16 protein-coding genes and 1 riboswitch are annotated in these 16,587 nt (G+C 74.4%); of the genes, 6 read left to right on the top strand and 10 right to left on the bottom strand.

Going from position 1 to position 16,587, the window contains the following annotated elements; genetic code table 11:
• Positions 1-158: 158 nt before the first annotated feature.
• Positions 159-1,328, top strand: coding sequence for a steroid 3-ketoacyl-CoA thiolase (locus tag ACZ6J5_RS04420; RefSeq protein ID WP_469387529.1), 1,170 nt, complete (start codon positions 159-161; stop codon positions 1,326-1,328).
• A gap of 104 nt (positions 1,329-1,432) precedes the next feature.
• On the opposite strand, the gene ACZ6J5_RS04415 is transcribed toward ACZ6J5_RS04420, so the two are convergent.
• The 7 genes from ACZ6J5_RS04415 to ACZ6J5_RS04385 form a co-directional block, all read right to left on the bottom strand.
• Positions 1,433-1,834, bottom strand: a complete 402-nt coding sequence (locus ACZ6J5_RS04415) for an aggregation-promoting factor C-terminal-like domain-containing protein (RefSeq protein WP_469387528.1) — start codon at positions 1,832-1,834, stop codon at positions 1,433-1,435.
• A gap of 287 nt (positions 1,835-2,121) precedes the next feature.
• Positions 2,122-2,994: an ECF transporter S component gene (locus tag ACZ6J5_RS04410; RefSeq protein WP_469387527.1), complete on the bottom strand. Its 873-nt coding sequence runs from the start codon at positions 2,992-2,994 to the stop codon at positions 2,122-2,124.
• Complete coding sequence (locus ACZ6J5_RS04405; protein WP_469387526.1) at positions 2,991-4,787, bottom strand: ABC transporter ATP-binding protein; 1,797 nt, start codon at positions 4,785-4,787, stop codon at positions 2,991-2,993. The genes ACZ6J5_RS04410 and ACZ6J5_RS04405 overlap by 4 nt, the downstream gene beginning before the upstream one ends.
• On the bottom strand, positions 4,784-5,893 hold the full coding sequence (locus ACZ6J5_RS04400; protein WP_469387525.1) for an energy-coupling factor transporter transmembrane component T: 1,110 nt from the start codon (positions 5,891-5,893) through the stop codon (positions 4,784-4,786). Before ACZ6J5_RS04400 ends, ACZ6J5_RS04405 begins: the two co-directional genes overlap by 4 nt.
• Positions 5,890-6,522: an SCO2322 family protein gene (locus tag ACZ6J5_RS04395; protein WP_469388645.1), complete on the bottom strand. Its 633-nt coding sequence runs from the start codon at positions 6,520-6,522 to the stop codon at positions 5,890-5,892. The genes ACZ6J5_RS04400 and ACZ6J5_RS04395 overlap by 4 nt, the downstream gene beginning before the upstream one ends.
• A 41-nt stretch (positions 6,523-6,563) precedes the next feature.
• Positions 6,564-7,811 (bottom strand): prenyltransferase/squalene oxidase repeat-containing protein, encoded by a 1,248-nt coding sequence (locus ACZ6J5_RS04390; RefSeq protein WP_469387524.1) that lies wholly within the window; start codon positions 7,809-7,811, stop codon positions 6,564-6,566.
• A 95-nt stretch (positions 7,812-7,906) separates the two neighbouring features.
• Positions 7,907-7,978: riboswitch (cobalamin riboswitch) on the bottom strand.
• Positions 7,979-8,081: 103 nt separating this feature from the next.
• On the bottom strand, positions 8,082-9,137 hold the full coding sequence (locus tag ACZ6J5_RS04385) for an MBL fold metallo-hydrolase (protein WP_469387523.1): 1,056 nt from the start codon (positions 9,135-9,137) through the stop codon (positions 8,082-8,084).
• 232 nt (positions 9,138-9,369) lie between these two features.
• Here ACZ6J5_RS04385 and ACZ6J5_RS04380 point away from each other — a divergent pair, with 232 nt between their 5' ends.
• Both ACZ6J5_RS04380 and ACZ6J5_RS04375 read left to right on the top strand, forming a co-directional pair.
• Complete coding sequence (locus ACZ6J5_RS04380) at positions 9,370-10,839, top strand: aldehyde dehydrogenase (protein WP_469387522.1); 1,470 nt, start codon at positions 9,370-9,372, stop codon at positions 10,837-10,839.
• On the top strand, positions 10,839-11,072 hold the full coding sequence (locus tag ACZ6J5_RS04375; protein ID WP_469387521.1) for a ferredoxin: 234 nt from the start codon (positions 10,839-10,841) through the stop codon (positions 11,070-11,072). Before ACZ6J5_RS04380 ends, ACZ6J5_RS04375 begins: the two co-directional genes overlap by 1 nt.
• Positions 11,073-11,218: 146 nt before the next feature.
• Here the strand turns inward: ACZ6J5_RS04375 and ACZ6J5_RS04370 are convergent, their stop codons facing one another.
• The 3 genes from ACZ6J5_RS04370 to ACZ6J5_RS04360 form a co-directional block, all read right to left on the bottom strand.
• The gene (locus tag ACZ6J5_RS04370) at positions 11,219-11,743 is read right to left on the bottom strand and encodes a hypothetical protein (RefSeq protein ID WP_469387520.1); all 525 of its coding nucleotides are present in this window, start codon (positions 11,741-11,743) and stop codon (positions 11,219-11,221) included.
• The gene (locus tag ACZ6J5_RS04365; protein WP_469387518.1) at positions 11,740-12,294 is read right to left on the bottom strand and encodes a zinc metalloprotease; all 555 of its coding nucleotides are present in this window, start codon (positions 12,292-12,294) and stop codon (positions 11,740-11,742) included. The genes ACZ6J5_RS04370 and ACZ6J5_RS04365 overlap by 4 nt, the downstream gene beginning before the upstream one ends.
• A 217-nt stretch (positions 12,295-12,511) precedes the next feature.
• Entirely contained in the window at positions 12,512-13,138 is a 627-nt protein-coding gene (locus ACZ6J5_RS04360) for a TetR family transcriptional regulator (protein ID WP_469387516.1), read from the bottom strand.
• Between the two features lie 231 nt (positions 13,139-13,369).
• On the opposite strand from ACZ6J5_RS04360, the gene ACZ6J5_RS04355 reads away from it, so the two are divergent.
• Genes ACZ6J5_RS04355 through ACZ6J5_RS04345 form a run of 3 tightly spaced genes read left to right on the top strand, consistent with a single transcriptional unit; the run spans position 13,370 to position 16,568 of the window.
• Positions 13,370-14,713: a glycosyltransferase family 4 protein gene (locus ACZ6J5_RS04355; protein WP_469387514.1), complete on the top strand. Its 1,344-nt coding sequence runs from the start codon at positions 13,370-13,372 to the stop codon at positions 14,711-14,713.
• On the top strand, positions 14,707-15,495 hold the full coding sequence (locus ACZ6J5_RS04350) for a class I SAM-dependent methyltransferase (protein ID WP_469387512.1): 789 nt from the start codon (positions 14,707-14,709) through the stop codon (positions 15,493-15,495). Before ACZ6J5_RS04355 ends, ACZ6J5_RS04350 begins: the two co-directional genes overlap by 7 nt.
• Before the next feature lie 14 nt (positions 15,496-15,509).
• The gene (locus tag ACZ6J5_RS04345; protein ID WP_469388644.1) at positions 15,510-16,568 is read left to right on the top strand and encodes a prenyltransferase/squalene oxidase repeat-containing protein; all 1,059 of its coding nucleotides are present in this window, start codon (positions 15,510-15,512) and stop codon (positions 16,566-16,568) included.
• The last annotated feature ends 19 nt before the right edge of the window (positions 16,569-16,587 follow it).

Genomic DNA, 16,587 nt, shown 5'->3' with positions numbered 1-16,587 from the left:
GGCAAGCCATGGCGCCGGAACTGTTGCGTTCCGGACCCTTGCGTACCCGCGGTAGCAGTCATAAGACTGCACACAGAACTAGAACGCGTACCAGTTCCGGATGTGAGTCCGCACCGGGGTGCCGGGACACCCCGGGCGGGCGAGGAGAGGACGAGCTCATGGCCGCGGAACCCGTCATCGTCGAAGCCGTACGCACCCCCATCGGCAAGCGCGGAGGCGCGCTCGCCAACCTCCACCCCGCCTACCTCCTCGGCGAGACCTACCGCGAGCTCCTCGGCCGCACCGGCATCCACGCCGACTGCGTCGAGCAGATCGTCGGCGGCACGGTCACCCACGCCGGCGAGCAGTCCATGAACCCCGCCCGCACCGCCTGGCTCACCATGGGCCTCCCGTACGAGACCGCCGCCACCACCGTCGACTGCCAGTGCGGCTCCTCCCAGCAGGCCAGCCACATGGTCGCCAACATGGTCGCCGCCGGAGTCATCGACATCGGCATCAGCTGCGGCGTCGAGGCCATGTCCCGGGTCCCGCTCGGCTCCGGCTCCAAGCACGGCCCCGGCAAGCCCTGGCCCGACGAGTGGAACGTGGACCTGCCCAACCAGTTCGAGGCCGCCGAGCGCATCGCCCGCCGCCGCGGCCTCACCCGCGAGCGCGTCGACTCCCTCGGGCTGCTCTCCCAGGAGCGGGCCGCGACCGCCTGGTCCGAGGAGCGCTTCAAGCGCGAGACCTTCGCCGTCCAGGTCCCCACCACCGAGGAGGAGCAGTCCGCCGGCCACGGCATGTGGCGGCTGGTGGACCACGACGAGGGCCTGCGCGACACCAGCATGGAGGGCCTCGCCCGGCTCAAGCCGGTCATGCCCACCGCGATCCACACCGCCGGGAACTCCTCCCAGATCTCCGACGGCGCCTCCGCGATCATGTGGGCCTCCAAGCGGATGGCCCGCGCCCTCAAGCTGCGCCCGCGCGCCCGGATCGTCGCCCAGGCGCTCGTCGGCGCCGACCCGCACTACCACCTGGACGGGCCCGTCGACGCGACCCGCGCGGTGCTCGGCAAAGCCGGGATGTCGCTCAAGGACATCGACCTGGTCGAGATCAACGAGGCCTTCGCCTCCGTCGTGCTCAGCTGGGCGCAGGTCTTCGACCAGGACCTGGAGAAGGTCAACGTCAACGGCGGCGCCATCGCCCTCGGGCACCCCGTCGGCGCCACCGGCGCCCGGCTCATCACCACCGCCCTGCACGAGCTGGAGCGCACCGACAAGGAATTCGCCCTGATCACCATGTGCGCGGGCGGCGCGCTGGCGACCGGGACCATCATCCAGCGGCTCTGAGCGGGCCCGGCGTGCCCCTCCCGGACCCCGGAAACGCCGCAGGCCCCGCCCCTCCGTGCGGAGGGCGGGGCCTTGCGGGTGTGCGCGGTGCGGCGTGGTGACTCTTAGTACCAGCCGTGCGACTGCCAGAAGTTCCAGGCGCCGTTCGGGGAGCCGTAGCGCTCGTTCATGTAGTCCAGACCCCACTTGATCTGGGTGGCGGGGTTGGTCTTCCAGTCGGCACCGGCCGAGGACATCTTGGAGCCCGGCAGGGCCTGGACCAGGCCGTAGGCGCCGCTGGACGAGTTGGTGGCGGTGTGGTTCCAGCCGGACTCGTGCTCGACGATCTTGCTGAAGGACGCGTACTGCGCGGCCGGGACGATCTTCTTGGCCAGCTCCTGCGGGGTGGCGGCCGAGGCCGTGCCCGTGGTGCCGAGGACCGCGCCGGAGGCGCCGATCAGGACCGCCGCGGTGACGGCGAGGGACTTCTTACGGGAGGCGGCGCGGGTGGAGATCGAGCGGAACAAAACGTCATACCTAACGTCGGGGACAAGAGCCGCGCCAGGGATTCCGACATGCCGGAACCAGAGCCCGGGGGACCCGGGGACTGGGGGGAACCGGCCGGCCGTGCCGTTGCGGTGAGCACCGGCTGCCTGGCGACGTCCACCAGAGAAACAGACCCCCGGACGGCGGCGCAATCACCCCCAGTACGAGGAAGGTTCGGACCCGGGCCCCAGGTCCCGGCGTACCCTCTGGCCCGTTTCCGCAGGTCGTGCCCCTGTATGGGGGGATTTAGGCCGCCCTTAACCCTCTACTATCTCCGGTCGTACGTGACCTGGGTCCTATGAGGCGCCTCACCCGCGAGGGCCTTCCCGGACCCCTCGAATGTGACCTGGGCCTCGAAGTTCGCCCGCCGCGTGGCCCGCCGCAGCGCCCTCAGCAGCGCCCCGCCCACGGTCAGCGTCAGCACCACCGTGAGCAGCGCCCGCCCCAGGTCCCAGCCCATGGAGGTGGCCAGCACGTACGCGAGGAAGCGGACCAGGTTCTCCTGGACCGGGTCCCCGGGCCGGAAGGACACCCCCTGCCCCAGGCCGCCCACCGTCACCCACCCGTAGAGATTGGTGACCGTGCCGTACGCGAAGGCCGCGACGAAGCCGTACGCGGAGAGCATCAGCAGCTCGGCCCGCCCCCGGATCCGGTCCGGGCCCGGCAGCAGGCCCGCGCCCATCGCGAACCAGCCCATCGCCAGCATCTGGGTCGGCATCCACGGCCCCACCCCGCCCGTGAGCAGCGCGGACGCGAACATCGTCACCGCGCCCAGCACGAAGCCGAAGCCCGGCCCCAGCACCCGGCCGCTCAGCAGCATCAGGAAGAACATCGGCTCCAGACCCGCCGTCCCCGCGCCCAGCGGGCGCAGCGCCGCCCCCACGGCGGCCAGCACCCCCAGCATCGCCACCGCCTTCGCGTCCATCCCGCAGTCCGCGATCGTCGCCACCACCACCGCGATCAGCAGCGGCAGCAGCAGGGCGAAGAACCAGGGCGCGTCGGCGGCGTGGTCGGTCAGCGCCGAGCCCGCCGAGGCCAGCAGCGGCCAGCCGATCGCGATCAGCCCGACGACGGAGACCAGGACCAGGGCCGCGACCGAGCGGGGACCCAGCCGGACCGGGCGGGCGGCGCGCGCGCTCACAGCGCCGCCTCCACCTGTTCGACGGTGAGCCACGGGTGCGGCGCGAGGACCTTCGCGACCTGCGGCGAGAAGGCGGGGGAGGAGACGACCACCTCGGCCGTCGGCCCGTCCGCGACCACCTCGCCGCCGGCCAGGATCACCACCCGGTGCGCCAGCTCCGCCGCCAGCTCCACGTCGTGGGTGGCCAGCACGATCGCGTGCCCCTCGGCCGCCAGCGCGCGCAGCCGCGCCACCAGGCGCGCCTTCGCCGCGTAGTCCAGGCCGCGGGTCGGCTCGTCGAGGAGCAGCAGCGGCGGGCGGGCCGTCAGCACCACCGAGAGGGCGAGCGCGAGGCGCTGCCCCTCCGAGAGGTCCCGGGGGTGCGTGTCGTCCGCGACTCCCGGCAGCAGCTCGGAGACCAGCGCCCGGCAGCTGCCCGGCGCGGCCCCGGCGTCCGCGTCGGCGGCGGCGCACTCGGCGGCCACGGTGTCCGCGTACAACAGGTCCCGGGGCTCCTGCGGGACCAGCCCGACCTGCCGGATCAGGGCCCGGGGGTCGGTGGTGTGCGGGGTGAGCCCGGCCACCCGGACGGTGCCGGAGGTGGGGGCGATCATGCCGACGAGGGTGCCGAGCAGGGTCGACTTGCCGGCCCCGTTGCGCCCCATCAGGGCGACGGTCTCGCCCGCCGCGACCCCGAGCGTCACCTGCCGCAGCGCCTCGACCCGGCCGCGCCGGACGGCGAGGCGGTCGACGTCCACGAGGGGGCCCGGGGGGCGGCCGGGGGTGCCGGGGGCATCGGGCGCGGGTCGGGTGCGGCGCCGGAAGAACGCGAGCCCGCCGCCCCGCCCCTTCCCGGAACCGGAGGCTTCACCCCCGGACCCCCGCGCCCCAAGCGCCGACGGGGCCGGATTCTCGCCCCGCCCGGCGTCCGGGGCCAGGGGCCCGCGCGCCCGGCCCAGGGGTCCCGGGCGCGGCCCCTGGGCCGGGCGCGCGGGCGTCCCCGGCTCCCGCCCCGCCAGCCGCTCCCGCAGCGGCCCCGCCGCCCGCCGGGCGTCCCGCACCGACAGCGGCAGCGGGTCCCAGCCCGCGAGCCGGCCCAGGGCCACCACCGGCGGGTGCACGGGCGAGACGGCCATGACGTCGGCGGGCGCGCCCAGCACCCCGTCCGGCAGCAGCAGCACCCGGTCCGCGTACTGCACGACCCGCTCCAGGCGGTGCTCCGCCATCAGGACCGTCGTGCCGAGGTCGTGGACCAGCCGCTGGAGCACGGCCAGCACGTCCTCGGCCGCCGAGGGGTCGAGCGCGGAGGTCGGCTCGTCCAGGACGAGGACCTTGGGGTGCGGGGTGAGCACGGAGCCGATCGCCACCCGCTGCTGCTGCCCGCCGGACAGCGTGGCGATCGGCCGGTCGCGCAGCTCGGCGAGGCCCAGCAGGTCCAGGGTCTCCTCGACCCGCCGCCGCATCACGGCCGGGGCCAGGCCCAGGGACTCCATGCCGTACGCGAGCTCGTCCTCGACGGTGTCGGTGACGAAGTGGGCCCGCGGGTCCTGGCCCACGGTGCCGACCAGGTCGGCGAGCTCGCGCGGCGGGTGGTCGCGGGTGTCGCGGCCGTCGACGGTGACCCGGCCGCGCAGAGTGCCGCCGGTGAAGTGCGGGACCAGCCCGGACACCGCGTTCAGGAGCGTCGACTTGCCGACCCCGGACGGCCCGACGAGCAGCACCAGCTCGCCCTCGGGCACGGTCAGGTCGAGCCCGCTCAGGCTGGGCGCGGACGCCCCGTCGTAGGTCACCGACACGTGCGCGAAGCGGATCACCGGGAGGTCTCCTTCGGTACGGGGGCCACGAAGGCGGGCAGCAGGCCGACGAGCACCGCGGCCGCCGGCCACAGCGGCAGCCCGGGCGCTTCGAGCGGGACGACGCCGGGGCGCAGCGCCTCGGGCGCGACGGACGCGGCCCGGATCATCGCGGCGGCCACGGCGGCGCCGGAGCCCGCGACCAGCCAGGCCCGGATCCCCCAGCGGTCGGGCCGGTAGCGGGTGCGGACCGCCCGCCGCCCGCCGAGCCGCAGCCCGGCGAGGGCCGCGAGGAGCCCGGCGGCCAGCAGCGGCAGGCCGTAGCCGGCGCCCTGCGCGGCGAGCAGCCCGTACGAGCCCGCGCACACGCCGAGCAGCCCGCCGAGGGTCAGCACGGCGGTGGTGCGCCGCACGGCGCGCGGCACCTGGGCGGTGCGCCCGTAGCCGCGGGCGTCCATGGAGGCGGCCACGGCCACCGAGCGTTCGAGGGCGCCCTCCAGGACCGGCAGCCCGATCTGGAGCAGCGCCCGGACGCCGCCGGTGGGGCGCCCGCGCAGCCGCCGGGCGGTGCGCAGCCGGACCACGTCGGCGACCATGTTCGGCGCGAAGGTCATCGCGACGACGACGGCGACCCCGACCTCGTACAGCGCGCCGGGCAGCGACTTCAGCAGCCGGGCCGGGCTGGCCAGGGCGTTCGCGGCGCCGACGCAGATCAGCAGGGAGGCCAGCTTCATGCCGTCGTAGACGGCGAAGACGAGCTGTTCGGCGGTGACCCGGCCGCCGATCCGCACGCCCTGCGCCCAGTCGGGCAGCGGCACCTCGGGCAGCGTGAACAGCAGCCGCTCGCCGGGGATGGGCGAGCCGAGGAACACCGAGAACAGCACCCGCAGAGCCACGACGAACAGGCCGAGCTTGACGAAGGCGCCGTACGAGCGGGCCCAGGGCGCGTCGGTGCGGCGGGCCGCGACGACATAGCCCGCGACGCCGACGATCAGGCCGAGGAGCAGCGGGTTGGTGGTGCGGGAGGCGGCCACGGCGAGGCCCAGCGCCCAGAGCCACCAGGCTCCCGGGTGCAGGGCGTTCGAGCGGTTCGCCTCGGGGGCGCGCAGCCGGTCCGGGGGCCTCATGCGCGGCGGCGGCGGGCCTGCCAGACACCGGCGACGCCGAGGGCCAGTACGGCGGCTCCGCCGGCGAGGAGGCCGAGGGAGGGCCCGCCGGAGTCCTTCGCGGCGGCGGGTTCGCCGGAGGGCGTCGCGGAGGGCCGGGGCGCGCTGGCGTCGGGGGCCGTGGCCACCTGCTCGCCGCAGCCCCTGGCCGGGTAGCCGGCGATGCCGCAGAGCATGGCGTTGGTGTCGTAGCGCAGCGGCTTGGCGACGGCGGCCAGCGCCTCGGCGGCGGTGGCGTCCGCGCGGACCTCGGCGCAGCCGGTCCGGACGGCGGGCACGGGCGGCGCCTCGCCGGGCGGGGCGTCCTGGGCGGTGCCGAAGTCGACGACGACCGCGATCGACTTCGTGCCGCCGCTGCCGCCGGCGCTCTTCGCCGTGGCGCAGATCTTCCCGAAGTCGGGGAGGGCGGTGGGCCGGGTGGCGTCGTTGGAGTCGGCGCTGACGGCGAAGCGGAAGCCTATGGTGTCGCCGTCGGCGGGCCGGGCGGTGGCCGGGCCCTGGGTGGCGTAGGCCCAGCCGGTGCCGCCGCCCTCCCAGAAGGACCAGTAGCGGTAGCCGGCGGCCTGGGCGGGCGCGGCGGCGAGCAGCATCAGCAGGCCGGCGGCGCCGCCGGCCAGGCCGGTGCGGGCCCTCACTTCTTGCGACCGCTCAGCAGGAAGCCGACGCCGACGCCGACGACGGTGCCGATGCCGATGATCCACCAGACGTCGAAGCCGCCCTCGTCCTCGTCGGTGGTGGACGCCTGGGAGTTGTCGGGCGCCTTGGGCGCGGGGCCCGAGGCGTTGAGCCGCTCCAGCAGGTCGGTGCTGCCGAAGCTGCGCGGGTCGGTGTCCATGGCGTGCGCGGCGAAGACGAGCTGGGCGTAGGCGGCGGGGCCGCTCTGCTCGGCCCAGTCGGCGGAGTTCTTCTCCAGCCAGGCGAGGGCGCCGGTGGCCTCCTTCTTCGCTCCGGCGGCGGCGAGCGCGACGACGGCGTCGGCGGTGTTGCCGTAGTCGGGGAGCTCGGCGGTCTCGGCGGCGCCCGGCATCGGCGGGGTGGTGAGGTGGCCGGTCCTGGCGAGCTGGGCGGCCAGGTAGGAGGCGCCGTTGAGGGCGGCCCGGTCGACGGCGGGCTTCGCCGGGTCGGTGCAGACCGGGGTCTGCTCGGGCTGGGCGCCTCGGGCGGTGATGCCCTTGCCGAGGCCGCCGAGGGTGGCGGCGGCGGTGGCGTCGGCGTTGGCGAGGAGCTTGCCGGTCTTGTCGGGCTGGTAGGCGAAGGCGCCGGCGCCGTCCTTGTCCGTGCAGGGCAGGGCGAAGGTGAGCAGGGCGTCGTAGGGGCTCTTGCCCTCGGCGCTCTTCATCTCGCCGGGGTGCTCGCCGACGGCGATGAAGGCGCTGATGGCGATGGAGGTGGAGTTGGCGTCGCTGGGGCCGCCGGGGGTGAAGCTCCAGCCGCCGTCCTTGTTCTGCACGCTCTTGAGCCAGGCGGCGCCCGCCTGGGCTGCCTTCTCGGTCTTCTCCGGGGCGGCGGAGCGGCGCTGGACCGAGGCGAGCGCCTGGACGGCGGCGGCGGTGGCGTTGGAGTCGGGCATCGTCTTGGCGTCGCAGGGCTTGCCCGGCTCGGGGCGGTAGGACGCGAAGGCGCCGGAGTCGCACTGCTGGCCGAGCAGCCAGTCCACGGCCTGGTCGGCGGGCTGGATGCCGGAGGTGCGCTGGGCGAGGAAGGCGAGGGACTGGCGCCAGACGCCGTCGTACGTGGGGTCCTTCGTGCCGTAGAGGCCGGCCGGGAGCTTCGCGGGGGAGGGGCTCGGAGAGGGGGCGGCGGTGGCCGCTCCGGCGGCGGTGGTGCTGAGCACGGCACCGGCCGCGAGTGCGGCGGCGGCGCGGCGAACGCTGATCATGGGTCCCTCTCCTGCGGGCACCGGACACCAGGCACCCGAGGAGCCGGCCTCCGGCGCCGTATTCCTCGACGGTGCCGGCGCTCACGTCCCGTACCGGGCATTCCGGCTTCATGCCCTGGGGGCATGTCACGGCTGCGGGTCAGCGCCGGTTTCGCACCGGCTTCCCCCTGTACGGGCATGACGACGACCCCCCACTCTACCGGCCGTACGGGGCCGGGCCGGGGCGCCGTGGGTCACACCGGGACTGCCCGGGGGCTGTCGGGACGGGTCTCAGACGGCCAGGTAGGCGACCGGTTCGGTGCCGGGGACGGCCTCGGCGCGGCCCTGCTTCACCAGCCGCCGCAGGTGGGCCTCGGCCTCGCTGACGGCGATGTTGCGGGAGCCGTGCGGGATGTCGGCCCAGGGGCGGTTCCACTCCATGCGCTCGGCGAGCTGCCAGGGGGTGAGCGGGACGGCGAGCAGGGCGAGGAGTCCGGCGAGCCGCTCCTCGTGGTGGTCGAGGAGCTCGCGGACCCGGCGGGCGGCGTCGGGGAAGGCGTACTGGTGGGCGGGGAGGACCTCGGCGACGCCGAGCCGGCCGATGCGTTCGAGGGAGTCGAGGTAGTCGCCGAGCGGGTCGCCGCCGTGGCCGCTGGTGTCGTCGGGGTCCTCGTAGAGGCCGATGTGCGGGCTGATCTCGGGGAGCAGGTGGTCGCCGGAGAAGAGCCGCCCGTGGCCGGGCAGCCCGGCGGGGTGGGCCTCCTCCAGGTGGAGGCAGACGTGGCCGGGGGTGTGTCCGGGGGTCCAGACGGCGCGCAGCCGGCGGCCGGCGAGGTCGAGGAGCTCGCCGGGGACGATCTCGCGGTCGGGCACGGCGGAGGTCAGGCCGGGCAGGGTGCGCAGGTGCCCGGCGGCGCGGGCGGCGAGCAGCGGGGCGGTGTGCTCCTCGGGGGCGCCGACGGCGGTGAGCTTGCGGGCCAGGTAGTCGAGCCAGCGGCCGGGTTCGGCGCTGCCGGTGCGGCGGACGACGGCGATGTCGGCGGCGTGCATGGCGATCCAGGCGCCGGACTCCTCGCGGACCCGGCCGGACAGCCCGTGGTGGTCGGGGTGGTGGTGGGTGACGACGACGCCGTGCACGTCCTGGACGCGCAGGCCCAGGGTGCCGAGGCCGGTGGTGAGTTCGCGCCAGGAGGCGGGGTCGTCCCAGCCGGTGTCGACGAGGACGGGGCCTCGGTCGGTGTCGAGGACGTGGACGAGGGTGTGGCCGAGCGGATTGTCGGGGATGGGCACCCGCAGGGACCAGACGCCTCCGCCGTGCTCGGTCACCTGGTCGGTGGGCTGCGTCATGGGCGCCTCGTCTCTGCGTACCGGTACGGCCGTCGGCGCACTATAACGAGAACTGACGATCAGTCAGAAGAGTGCGGAGGCGATCGGGGGCGATCGGGCGGGTCCGCCGGTCCCCGAGTCTGGCCAAGCATAACTAGAACTGGTATCAGTTCTGAAACACAGTCAGATAACGTCGGCGGGCGTCGCGGGCGGATATCGGCATTCGGCGCGTGGTTCCGGGAGGCAGTCGGTCATGACCGAGCTTGTGGAGCACGGAAAACTGTTCATCGGCGGCGAGTTGACCGACCCGCTCGGCAGCGACGTGATCGAGGTGGTCTCGCCCCACACCGAGGAGGTCATCGGCCGCGTCCCGCACGCCGCCGAGGCGGACGTCGACCGGGCCGTGGCCGCCGCCCGCCGGGCCTTCGACACCGGGCCCTGGCCGCGCATGACGCTGGAGGAGCGGATCGAGGTCGTCGCGCGGATCAAGGACGCGATCGCGGTGCGGCACGAGGAGATCGCCCGCTCGATCAGCTCGCAGAACGGCTCCCCGTACTCCTGGTCCGTCCTGGCCCAGGCGCTCGGCGCGATGATGGTCTGGGACTCGGCGATCACCGTGGCCCGCTCCTACGCGTACGAGGAGCGGCGCGCGGGTGTCCTCGGGCCGCTGCTGGTGCGGCGGGAGCCGGTCGGGGTGGTCGCGGCGGTCGTGCCGTGGAACGTCCCGCAGTTCACCGCCGCCGCCAAGCTGGGCCCGGCGCTGCTCGCGGGCTGCGCCGTGATCCTCAAGCCCTCCCCGGAGTCGCCGCTCGACTCGTACATCCTGGGCGAGATCGCGGCCGAGGCCGGGCTGCCGGAGGGCGTGCTGTCGATCCTGCCGGCCGACCGCGAGGTCAGCGAGTACCTGGTGGGGCACCCCGGCGTCGACAAGGTCTCCTTCACCGGCTCGGTCGCGGCGGGCAAGCGCGTGATGGAGGTCGCCGCCCGCAACCTGACCCGGGTCACCCTCGAACTCGGCGGCAAGTCCGCGGCCGTGATCCTGCCCGACGCCGACCTGGAGGCGGCGGTCGCCGGGATCGTCCCGGCCGCCTGGATGAACAACGGGCAGGCGTGCGTGGCCCAGACCCGCATCCTCGCCCCGCGCTCCCGGTACGAGGAGATCGCCGAGGCGTTCGCCGCGGCGGCCGGGGCGCTGGTGGTCGGCGACCCGCTCGACCCGGCCACCCAGGTCGGCCCGCTGGTCGCCCGCCGCCAGCAGCGGCGCTCGCTCGACTACATCGGCATCGGCCAGGCGGAGGGCGCCAAGGTCCTCACCGGCGGCGGCCGCCCGGCCGGCCTGGAGCGCGGCTGGTACGTGGAGCCGACCCTCTTCGGCGGCGTCGACAACTCGATGCGGATCGCCCGCGAGGAGATCTTCGGCCCGGTCATCTGCCTGCTGCCGTACGGGGACGAGGACGAGGCCGTGCGGATCGCGAACGACTCCGACTACGGCCTGTCCGGCAGCGTGTGGACCGGCGACGTCGAACACGGCCTGGACGTGGCCCGCCGGGTCCGCACCGGCACCTTCAACGTCAACACCTTCAGCCTCGACATGCTCGGCCCCTTCGGCGGCTACAAGAACAGCGGCGTGGGCCGCGAGTTCGGCCCCGAGGGCCTGGGGGAGTACCTGGAGCACAAGATGATCCACCTCCCGGCGGGCTACGAGGGGCCGGGTGGGGCGTGATGGGCGACCGCTGGCGCGTCGAGGTGGACCGCACGGTCTGCATCGGCTCGGGCATGTGCGTGAACCACGCCCCCCAGGGCTTCCGCCTGGACACCGCCCGCCAGTCCCACCCCCAGGCCCCCGAACTCGACGCCAACGAGGGCGTCCTGGCGGCGGCGGAGGGCTGCCCGGTGGAGGCGATCTCGATCGCCCTGGCGGACGGCCGTGAGGCGGTGTTCCCTCCGGAGGACTAGCGGGCGGCCGGCGCCGAGTGCGCTCCGGCGGGCTGGGCGGGCTCGGCGGGCCGGTCTCGGCGGGCGGGCTCGGCCGGATGGCGAGGGGTGGCTGGGGCAGGCTGGGGGAGGGCTGGGGCAGGCGTTCCCCCTCGCCCCAGGGCTGCCTACGGCACGATGACGACGTCCTCGCACCCGGGCGCCGCGCGCCGGGGGTTCTGGTGGGCGACGGCGTCGGCCCAGCGGGCTCGTTCGCTCGCGAGCCGGTCGCCGTCGGCGCTGGTGGCGAAGAAGGCGTTGCGGCCGATTCCGCCGTCCCAGTCGTGGACCCCGATCACGTAACGGTGACCGGGCACGAGCGGCTGCTGCTCGAACTCGGGCCGGGCGGTCTGTGCGGCGTCCTCGTCGATGGGCAGGGTGGCGGGCGGGCTCCCCTTGAGGACCTCGTCGACGGCGACCCGCACGGTGACCCGCCGCTCGCCCTCCGCACCGCGAGCGGGCCGGGACCGGCTCTCCGCGGTGACCAGGGCGACGTGGTCGACGAGGCCGGCCAGGTCCCGGTCGGTGTCCATGACCGGGGCGCAGGAGGAGCTGACGGTGACGTCGTCGTCGAGGAGCACCGTCGTAGCGGCGGTGGCGGAGCCGACGAGCACGAGGGCCCCGGCGAGCGAGAGGAGTACGGCGTGCTTCATCGGCCCCAGATCTTCCGGTAGTTGGCGGCGTCCACGGCGGTGGGCACGGTCTTCGGGCTCGCGGCCTCGCGCATGACGGACTCGACGGTGTCCGCCTTGTGGCACAGCCCGAGCGCGTGCCCGAGCTCGTGCAGCACGATGTTCCGCTGGAACCCCGGCTCGTTCTTGTAGGCGCCGTCCAGCCAGTGCTTGTTCAGGTAGATGTAGTCGGTCCGCGCGATCCCGCCGTTGCGCTCGTAGTAGGCGGCGGTGCCGTTGTTCTTCGAGTAGTCGCGGAACTCCAAGTCGTTGACCGTGTTCACGGCGTCCGGCGCGATGCGGATCTTCCGCAGCTTGTTCCACTCCGTGATCGCGTGGGTGCGGAGGCCGTCGTACTTCGATGTCTCCGTCCACCGGATCTCGCCCTCGTCGACCGAGGAGTCGGCCCGCGACTCGGACTCGCCGCGGAGGCAGGGCGCGGCACCCGGTGCGGCACCGGCGTACGGAGCGTTGACGACCGCCAGGGCCAGGACCCCGGCAGCCGCGACGGACGTCGTCACCTGCGGCAGCACGTCGACGGCCTCCTCAAGGCGCGGTGGAGGAGGCGACCGTAGCGGCCCGCGTCCGCGGCACGCCCGGGACGGCCGGACAGCTCACCCGAACGGGCGTGGGCGACCTCGCGCCCGCCGAGCCTGAGTCCCCGTTCGGTGGCTCGGCTCCCTGAGCCCGTCGGCCCCGTCGGCCCCGCCAGCCCCGTCGGCCCCGCCAGCCCCGTCGGCCCCGCCGGTCTCAGCCGCGCCCCGGCCCCTTCGGGGGTTCCGGGGCGGTCAGGTCGATCAGGCGGCAGACCGTCTCGATGTCGATCTTCACCTGGGCGATCGAGGCCCGCCCCGAGAGCCAGGTGATCAGGGCCGAGTGCCAGGTGTGCTCGATCACCCGGACCGCCGAGAGCTGCGCGGGTGTCGGGTGCTCGGTGCCCATCGCGTCCAGGATGATCGCGGTGGTCAGCCGGGAGACCGTGTCCACCTCGGGGCTCACGCTCCGGTCCGCGAAGGTCAGCGCGCGGACCATCGCGTCCGCCATCTGCGGCTCCCGCTGGAGCGAGCGGAAGGCCCGCATCAGGGTCTCGGCCACCCGCCCGGCCGGGTCCGCGCCCGCCGGGGGGCGTTTGCGGAGCGTGCTGTGCATGTGCTGGAGCTGGTCCTGCATGGTCGCGACCAGCAGGTGGATCTTGGACGGGAAGTAGCGGTACAGCGTGCCGAGCGCCACCCCCGCCGCCTCCGCGACCTCCCGCATCTGCACGGCCTCGAAACCGCCGCGCCCGGCGAGCTGCGCGCTCGCCGTCAGGATGCGCCGTCTGCGCGCCTCCTGGCGCTCCGTCAGCGGCGGCGAAGCCGGTCTGTCTTCCACGGTCATGGGGCCCCGTTCCGTGCGGTGAGGGAGCGACAGTATCGCGGCCCTCCGGTCGTGGCGCGAATCACCTGATCCGGTTTCTTCCGGCGGAGCTACCAGCCGGTAGATTCGGTGCTCCGTGAAGGATCAAGAAGATCGAGCCAGCGGATCGTGAACGATCAAGTCTGTAACTTGTTCTAGATTAGCGCGGGCGGTTACGCTCCCGCGAAATACATCGCGCGAAGGGGGTCGCACATGACCGCGGAGGCCGTAGAGGCAAGCCCCCGGCGGGGCGCCGCTCCGGACGGTGACCGTCCGTTGCGGATCGCTCTCCTCACGTACAAGGGGAACCCGTTCTGCGGCGGCCAGGGCGTCTACGTCCGGCACCTCTCCCGCGAGCTCGCCCGGCTCGGGCACAGCGTCGAGGTGCTCGGCTCCCAGCCGTACCCGACGCTCGACGAGGGCGTCCCGCTCACCGAGATCGCCAGCCTCGACCTCTACCGCCAGCCCGACCCCTTCCGCACCCCGAAGCGCGCGGAGTACCGGGACTGGATCGACGGCCTGGAGGTCGCCACCATGTGGACCGGCGGCTTCCCGGAGCCGCTGACCTTCTCGCTGCGCGCCCGCCGCGCCCTCGCCGCCCGGCGCGGCGACTTCGACGTCGTCCACGACAACCAGACCCTCGGCTACGGACTCCTCGGCGGCCCGCGCGCCCTCGGCGCCCCGCTCGTCACCACGATCCACCACCCGATCACCGTCGACCGGCAGCTCGAACTCGACGCCGCCGCCGACTGGAAGCGCCGCGCCTCGGTCCGCCGCTGGTACGCCTTCACCCGGATGCAGAAACGTGTCGCCCGCCGCCTGCCCTCCGTGCTCACCGTCTCCGGCACCTCCCGCCAGGAGATCGTCGAGCACCTCGGCGTCCGCGAGGACCGCATCGGCGTCGTCCACATCGGCGCCGACACCGAGCTGTGGTCGCCCGACCCGTCCGTCGCCGAGGTCCCCGGCCGGATCGTCACCACCTCCAGCGCCGACGTCCCGCTCAAGGGCCTGGTCCACCTGATCGAGGCCCTCGCCAAGCTGCGCACCGAGCAGCCCGACGCCCACCTCGTCGTCGTCGGCAAGCGCGCCGAGGACGGTCCGGTCGCCCAGGCCATCGAGCGGTACGGGCTGGCCGGCGCCGTCGAGTTCGTGAAGGGCGTCACCGACGCGGAGCTCGTCGACCTCTACCGCTCCGCCCGGGTCGCCTGCGTGCCGTCCCTCTACGAGGGCTTCTCGCTGCCCGCCGCCGAGGCCATGGCCACCGGCACCCCCCTGGTCGCCACCACCGGCGGCGCCATCCCCGAGGTCGCCGGGCCCGACGGCGAGACCTGCCTGGCCGTCCCGCCGGGCGACGCCGGCGCGCTGGCGGCGGCCCTCGGCCGGGTCCTCGCCGATCCCGCCCTCGGCGCCCGCCTCGGCGCGGCCGGCCGCGAGCGGGTCCTGGCGCGCTTCACCTGGGCGCGGGCCGCCCAGGGTACCGCCGAGCTGTACCGGGCCGCGATCGCCGCGCAGGGCGCTCCGGCCTCCCTCCACCGCGAAAGCAGGAACCCGTGCTGACCGTCGACTTCACCCGCTTCCCGCTCGCCCCCGGCGACCGCGTGCTCGACCTGGGCTGTGGTGGCGGCCGGCACGCCTTCGAGTGTTACCGGCGCGGCGCGCGGGTCGTGGCGCTCGACCAGAACGCGGAGGAGATCCGCGAGGTCGCCAAGTGGTTCGCGGCCATGAAGGAGGCCGGCGAGGCCCCGGCCGGGGCCACCGCCACCGCCATGGAGGGCGACGCGCTCAACCTGCCGTTCCCCGACGAGTCCTTCGACGTCGTCATCATCTCCGAGGTCATGGAGCACATCCCGGACGACAAGGGCGTGCTCGCCGAGATGGTCCGGGTCCTCAAGCCGGGCGGCCGGATCGCCGTCACCGTCCCCCGCTACGGCCCCGAGAAGGTCTGCTGGGCGCTCTCCGACGCGTACCACGAGGTCGAGGGCGGCCACATCCGCATCTACAAGGCCGACGAACTGCTCGCCAAGATGCGTGGCGCCGGCCTCAAGCCGTACGGCACCCACCACGCGCACGCCCTGCACGCCCCGTACTGGTGGCTGAAGTGCGCCTTCGGCGTCGACAACGACAAGGCGCTGCCGGTGAAGGCGTACCACAAGCTCCTGGTCTGGGACATCATGAAGAAGCCCGCCCTGACCCGGGTCGCGGAGCAGCTGCTCAACCCGGTCGTCGGCAAGAGCTTCGTGGCCTACGCGACCAAGCCGCACGCCCCCGCGCTCCCCGTGGACACCGCCTCCGTGGACACCGCCCCCCTGGACGCCGCCTCCGTGGACGCCGTCAAGTGACCTCTCCCGAGCGGATGGCCCAGCACCTGGTGCTGGAGGGCGTGCTGACCGCCGAAGAGGCCGCCGAGACCGTGGCCGGCATCCTCGCCGTGCAGCGCGAGGACGGCGCCATACCGTGGTTCCGCGGGCACCACCTGGACCCGTGGGACCACACCGAGGCCGCCATGGCCCTGGACACCGCCGGGGAGCACGAGGCCGCCGCGCGGGCGTACGCCTGGCTGGCCCGGCACCAGAACGCCGACGGCTCCTGGTACGCGGCCTACCGCGACGGCGACCCCGAGGACGTCACCGACCGAGGCCTGGAGTCCAACTTCGTCGCGTACGTGGCCGTCGGCGTCTGGCACCACTACCTCTCCACCGGCGACGACGTCTTCCTCGACCGCATGTGGCCGGTGGTCTACGCGGCCGTCGAGTTCGTGCTGCGGCTCCAGCAGGCGGGCGGCGAGATCGGCTGGAAGCGGGAGCCCGACGGCACCCCGGTGGCCGAGGCCCTGCTGACCGGCAGCTCCTCCGTCCACCAGGCCCTGCGCTGCGCCCTGGCGATCGCCGAGGAGCGCGAGGAGCCGCAGCCCGACTGGGAGCTCGCGGCCGGGGCGCTCGGGCACGCGATCCGCAGCCACCCGGAGCGCTTCCTGGACAAGTCCCGCTACTCGATGGACTGGTACTACCCGGTCCTCGGCGGCGCGGTGAGCGGGGAGCGGGCCGAGGCGCGGATCGCGGAGCGCTGGGACGACTTCGTCGTGCCGGGGCTCGGTGTGCGCTGCGTGGTGCCCAACCCCTGGGTCACCGGCGGGGAGAGCTGCGAACTGGCCCTCACCCTCTGGGCGATGGGGCAGTCGGACCGGGCGCTGGAGATCCTCCAGTCCGTCCGGCACCTGCGGGACGCCGACGGCGCCTACTGGACGGGGTACGTCTTCGAGGGCGAGAAGGCGGTCTGGCCGGAGGAGCGGACCACCTGGACCGCCGGTTCGCTGCTGCTCGCCGCGGCGGCGCTCGGCGGCGACGAGGCGACGGTCGCGGTCTTCGGCGGCGAGCGGCTGCCGCGCGGGCTCGACCCCGACTGCTGCGCCTGACGCTCGCGTTGATCGGTGC

It is taken from the genome of Streptomyces sp. NPDC042100, from assembly GCF_055582325.1.
Note: the sequence above shows the minus strand (reverse complement) of the source record. Positions and strands in the feature narration are given on the sequence as shown.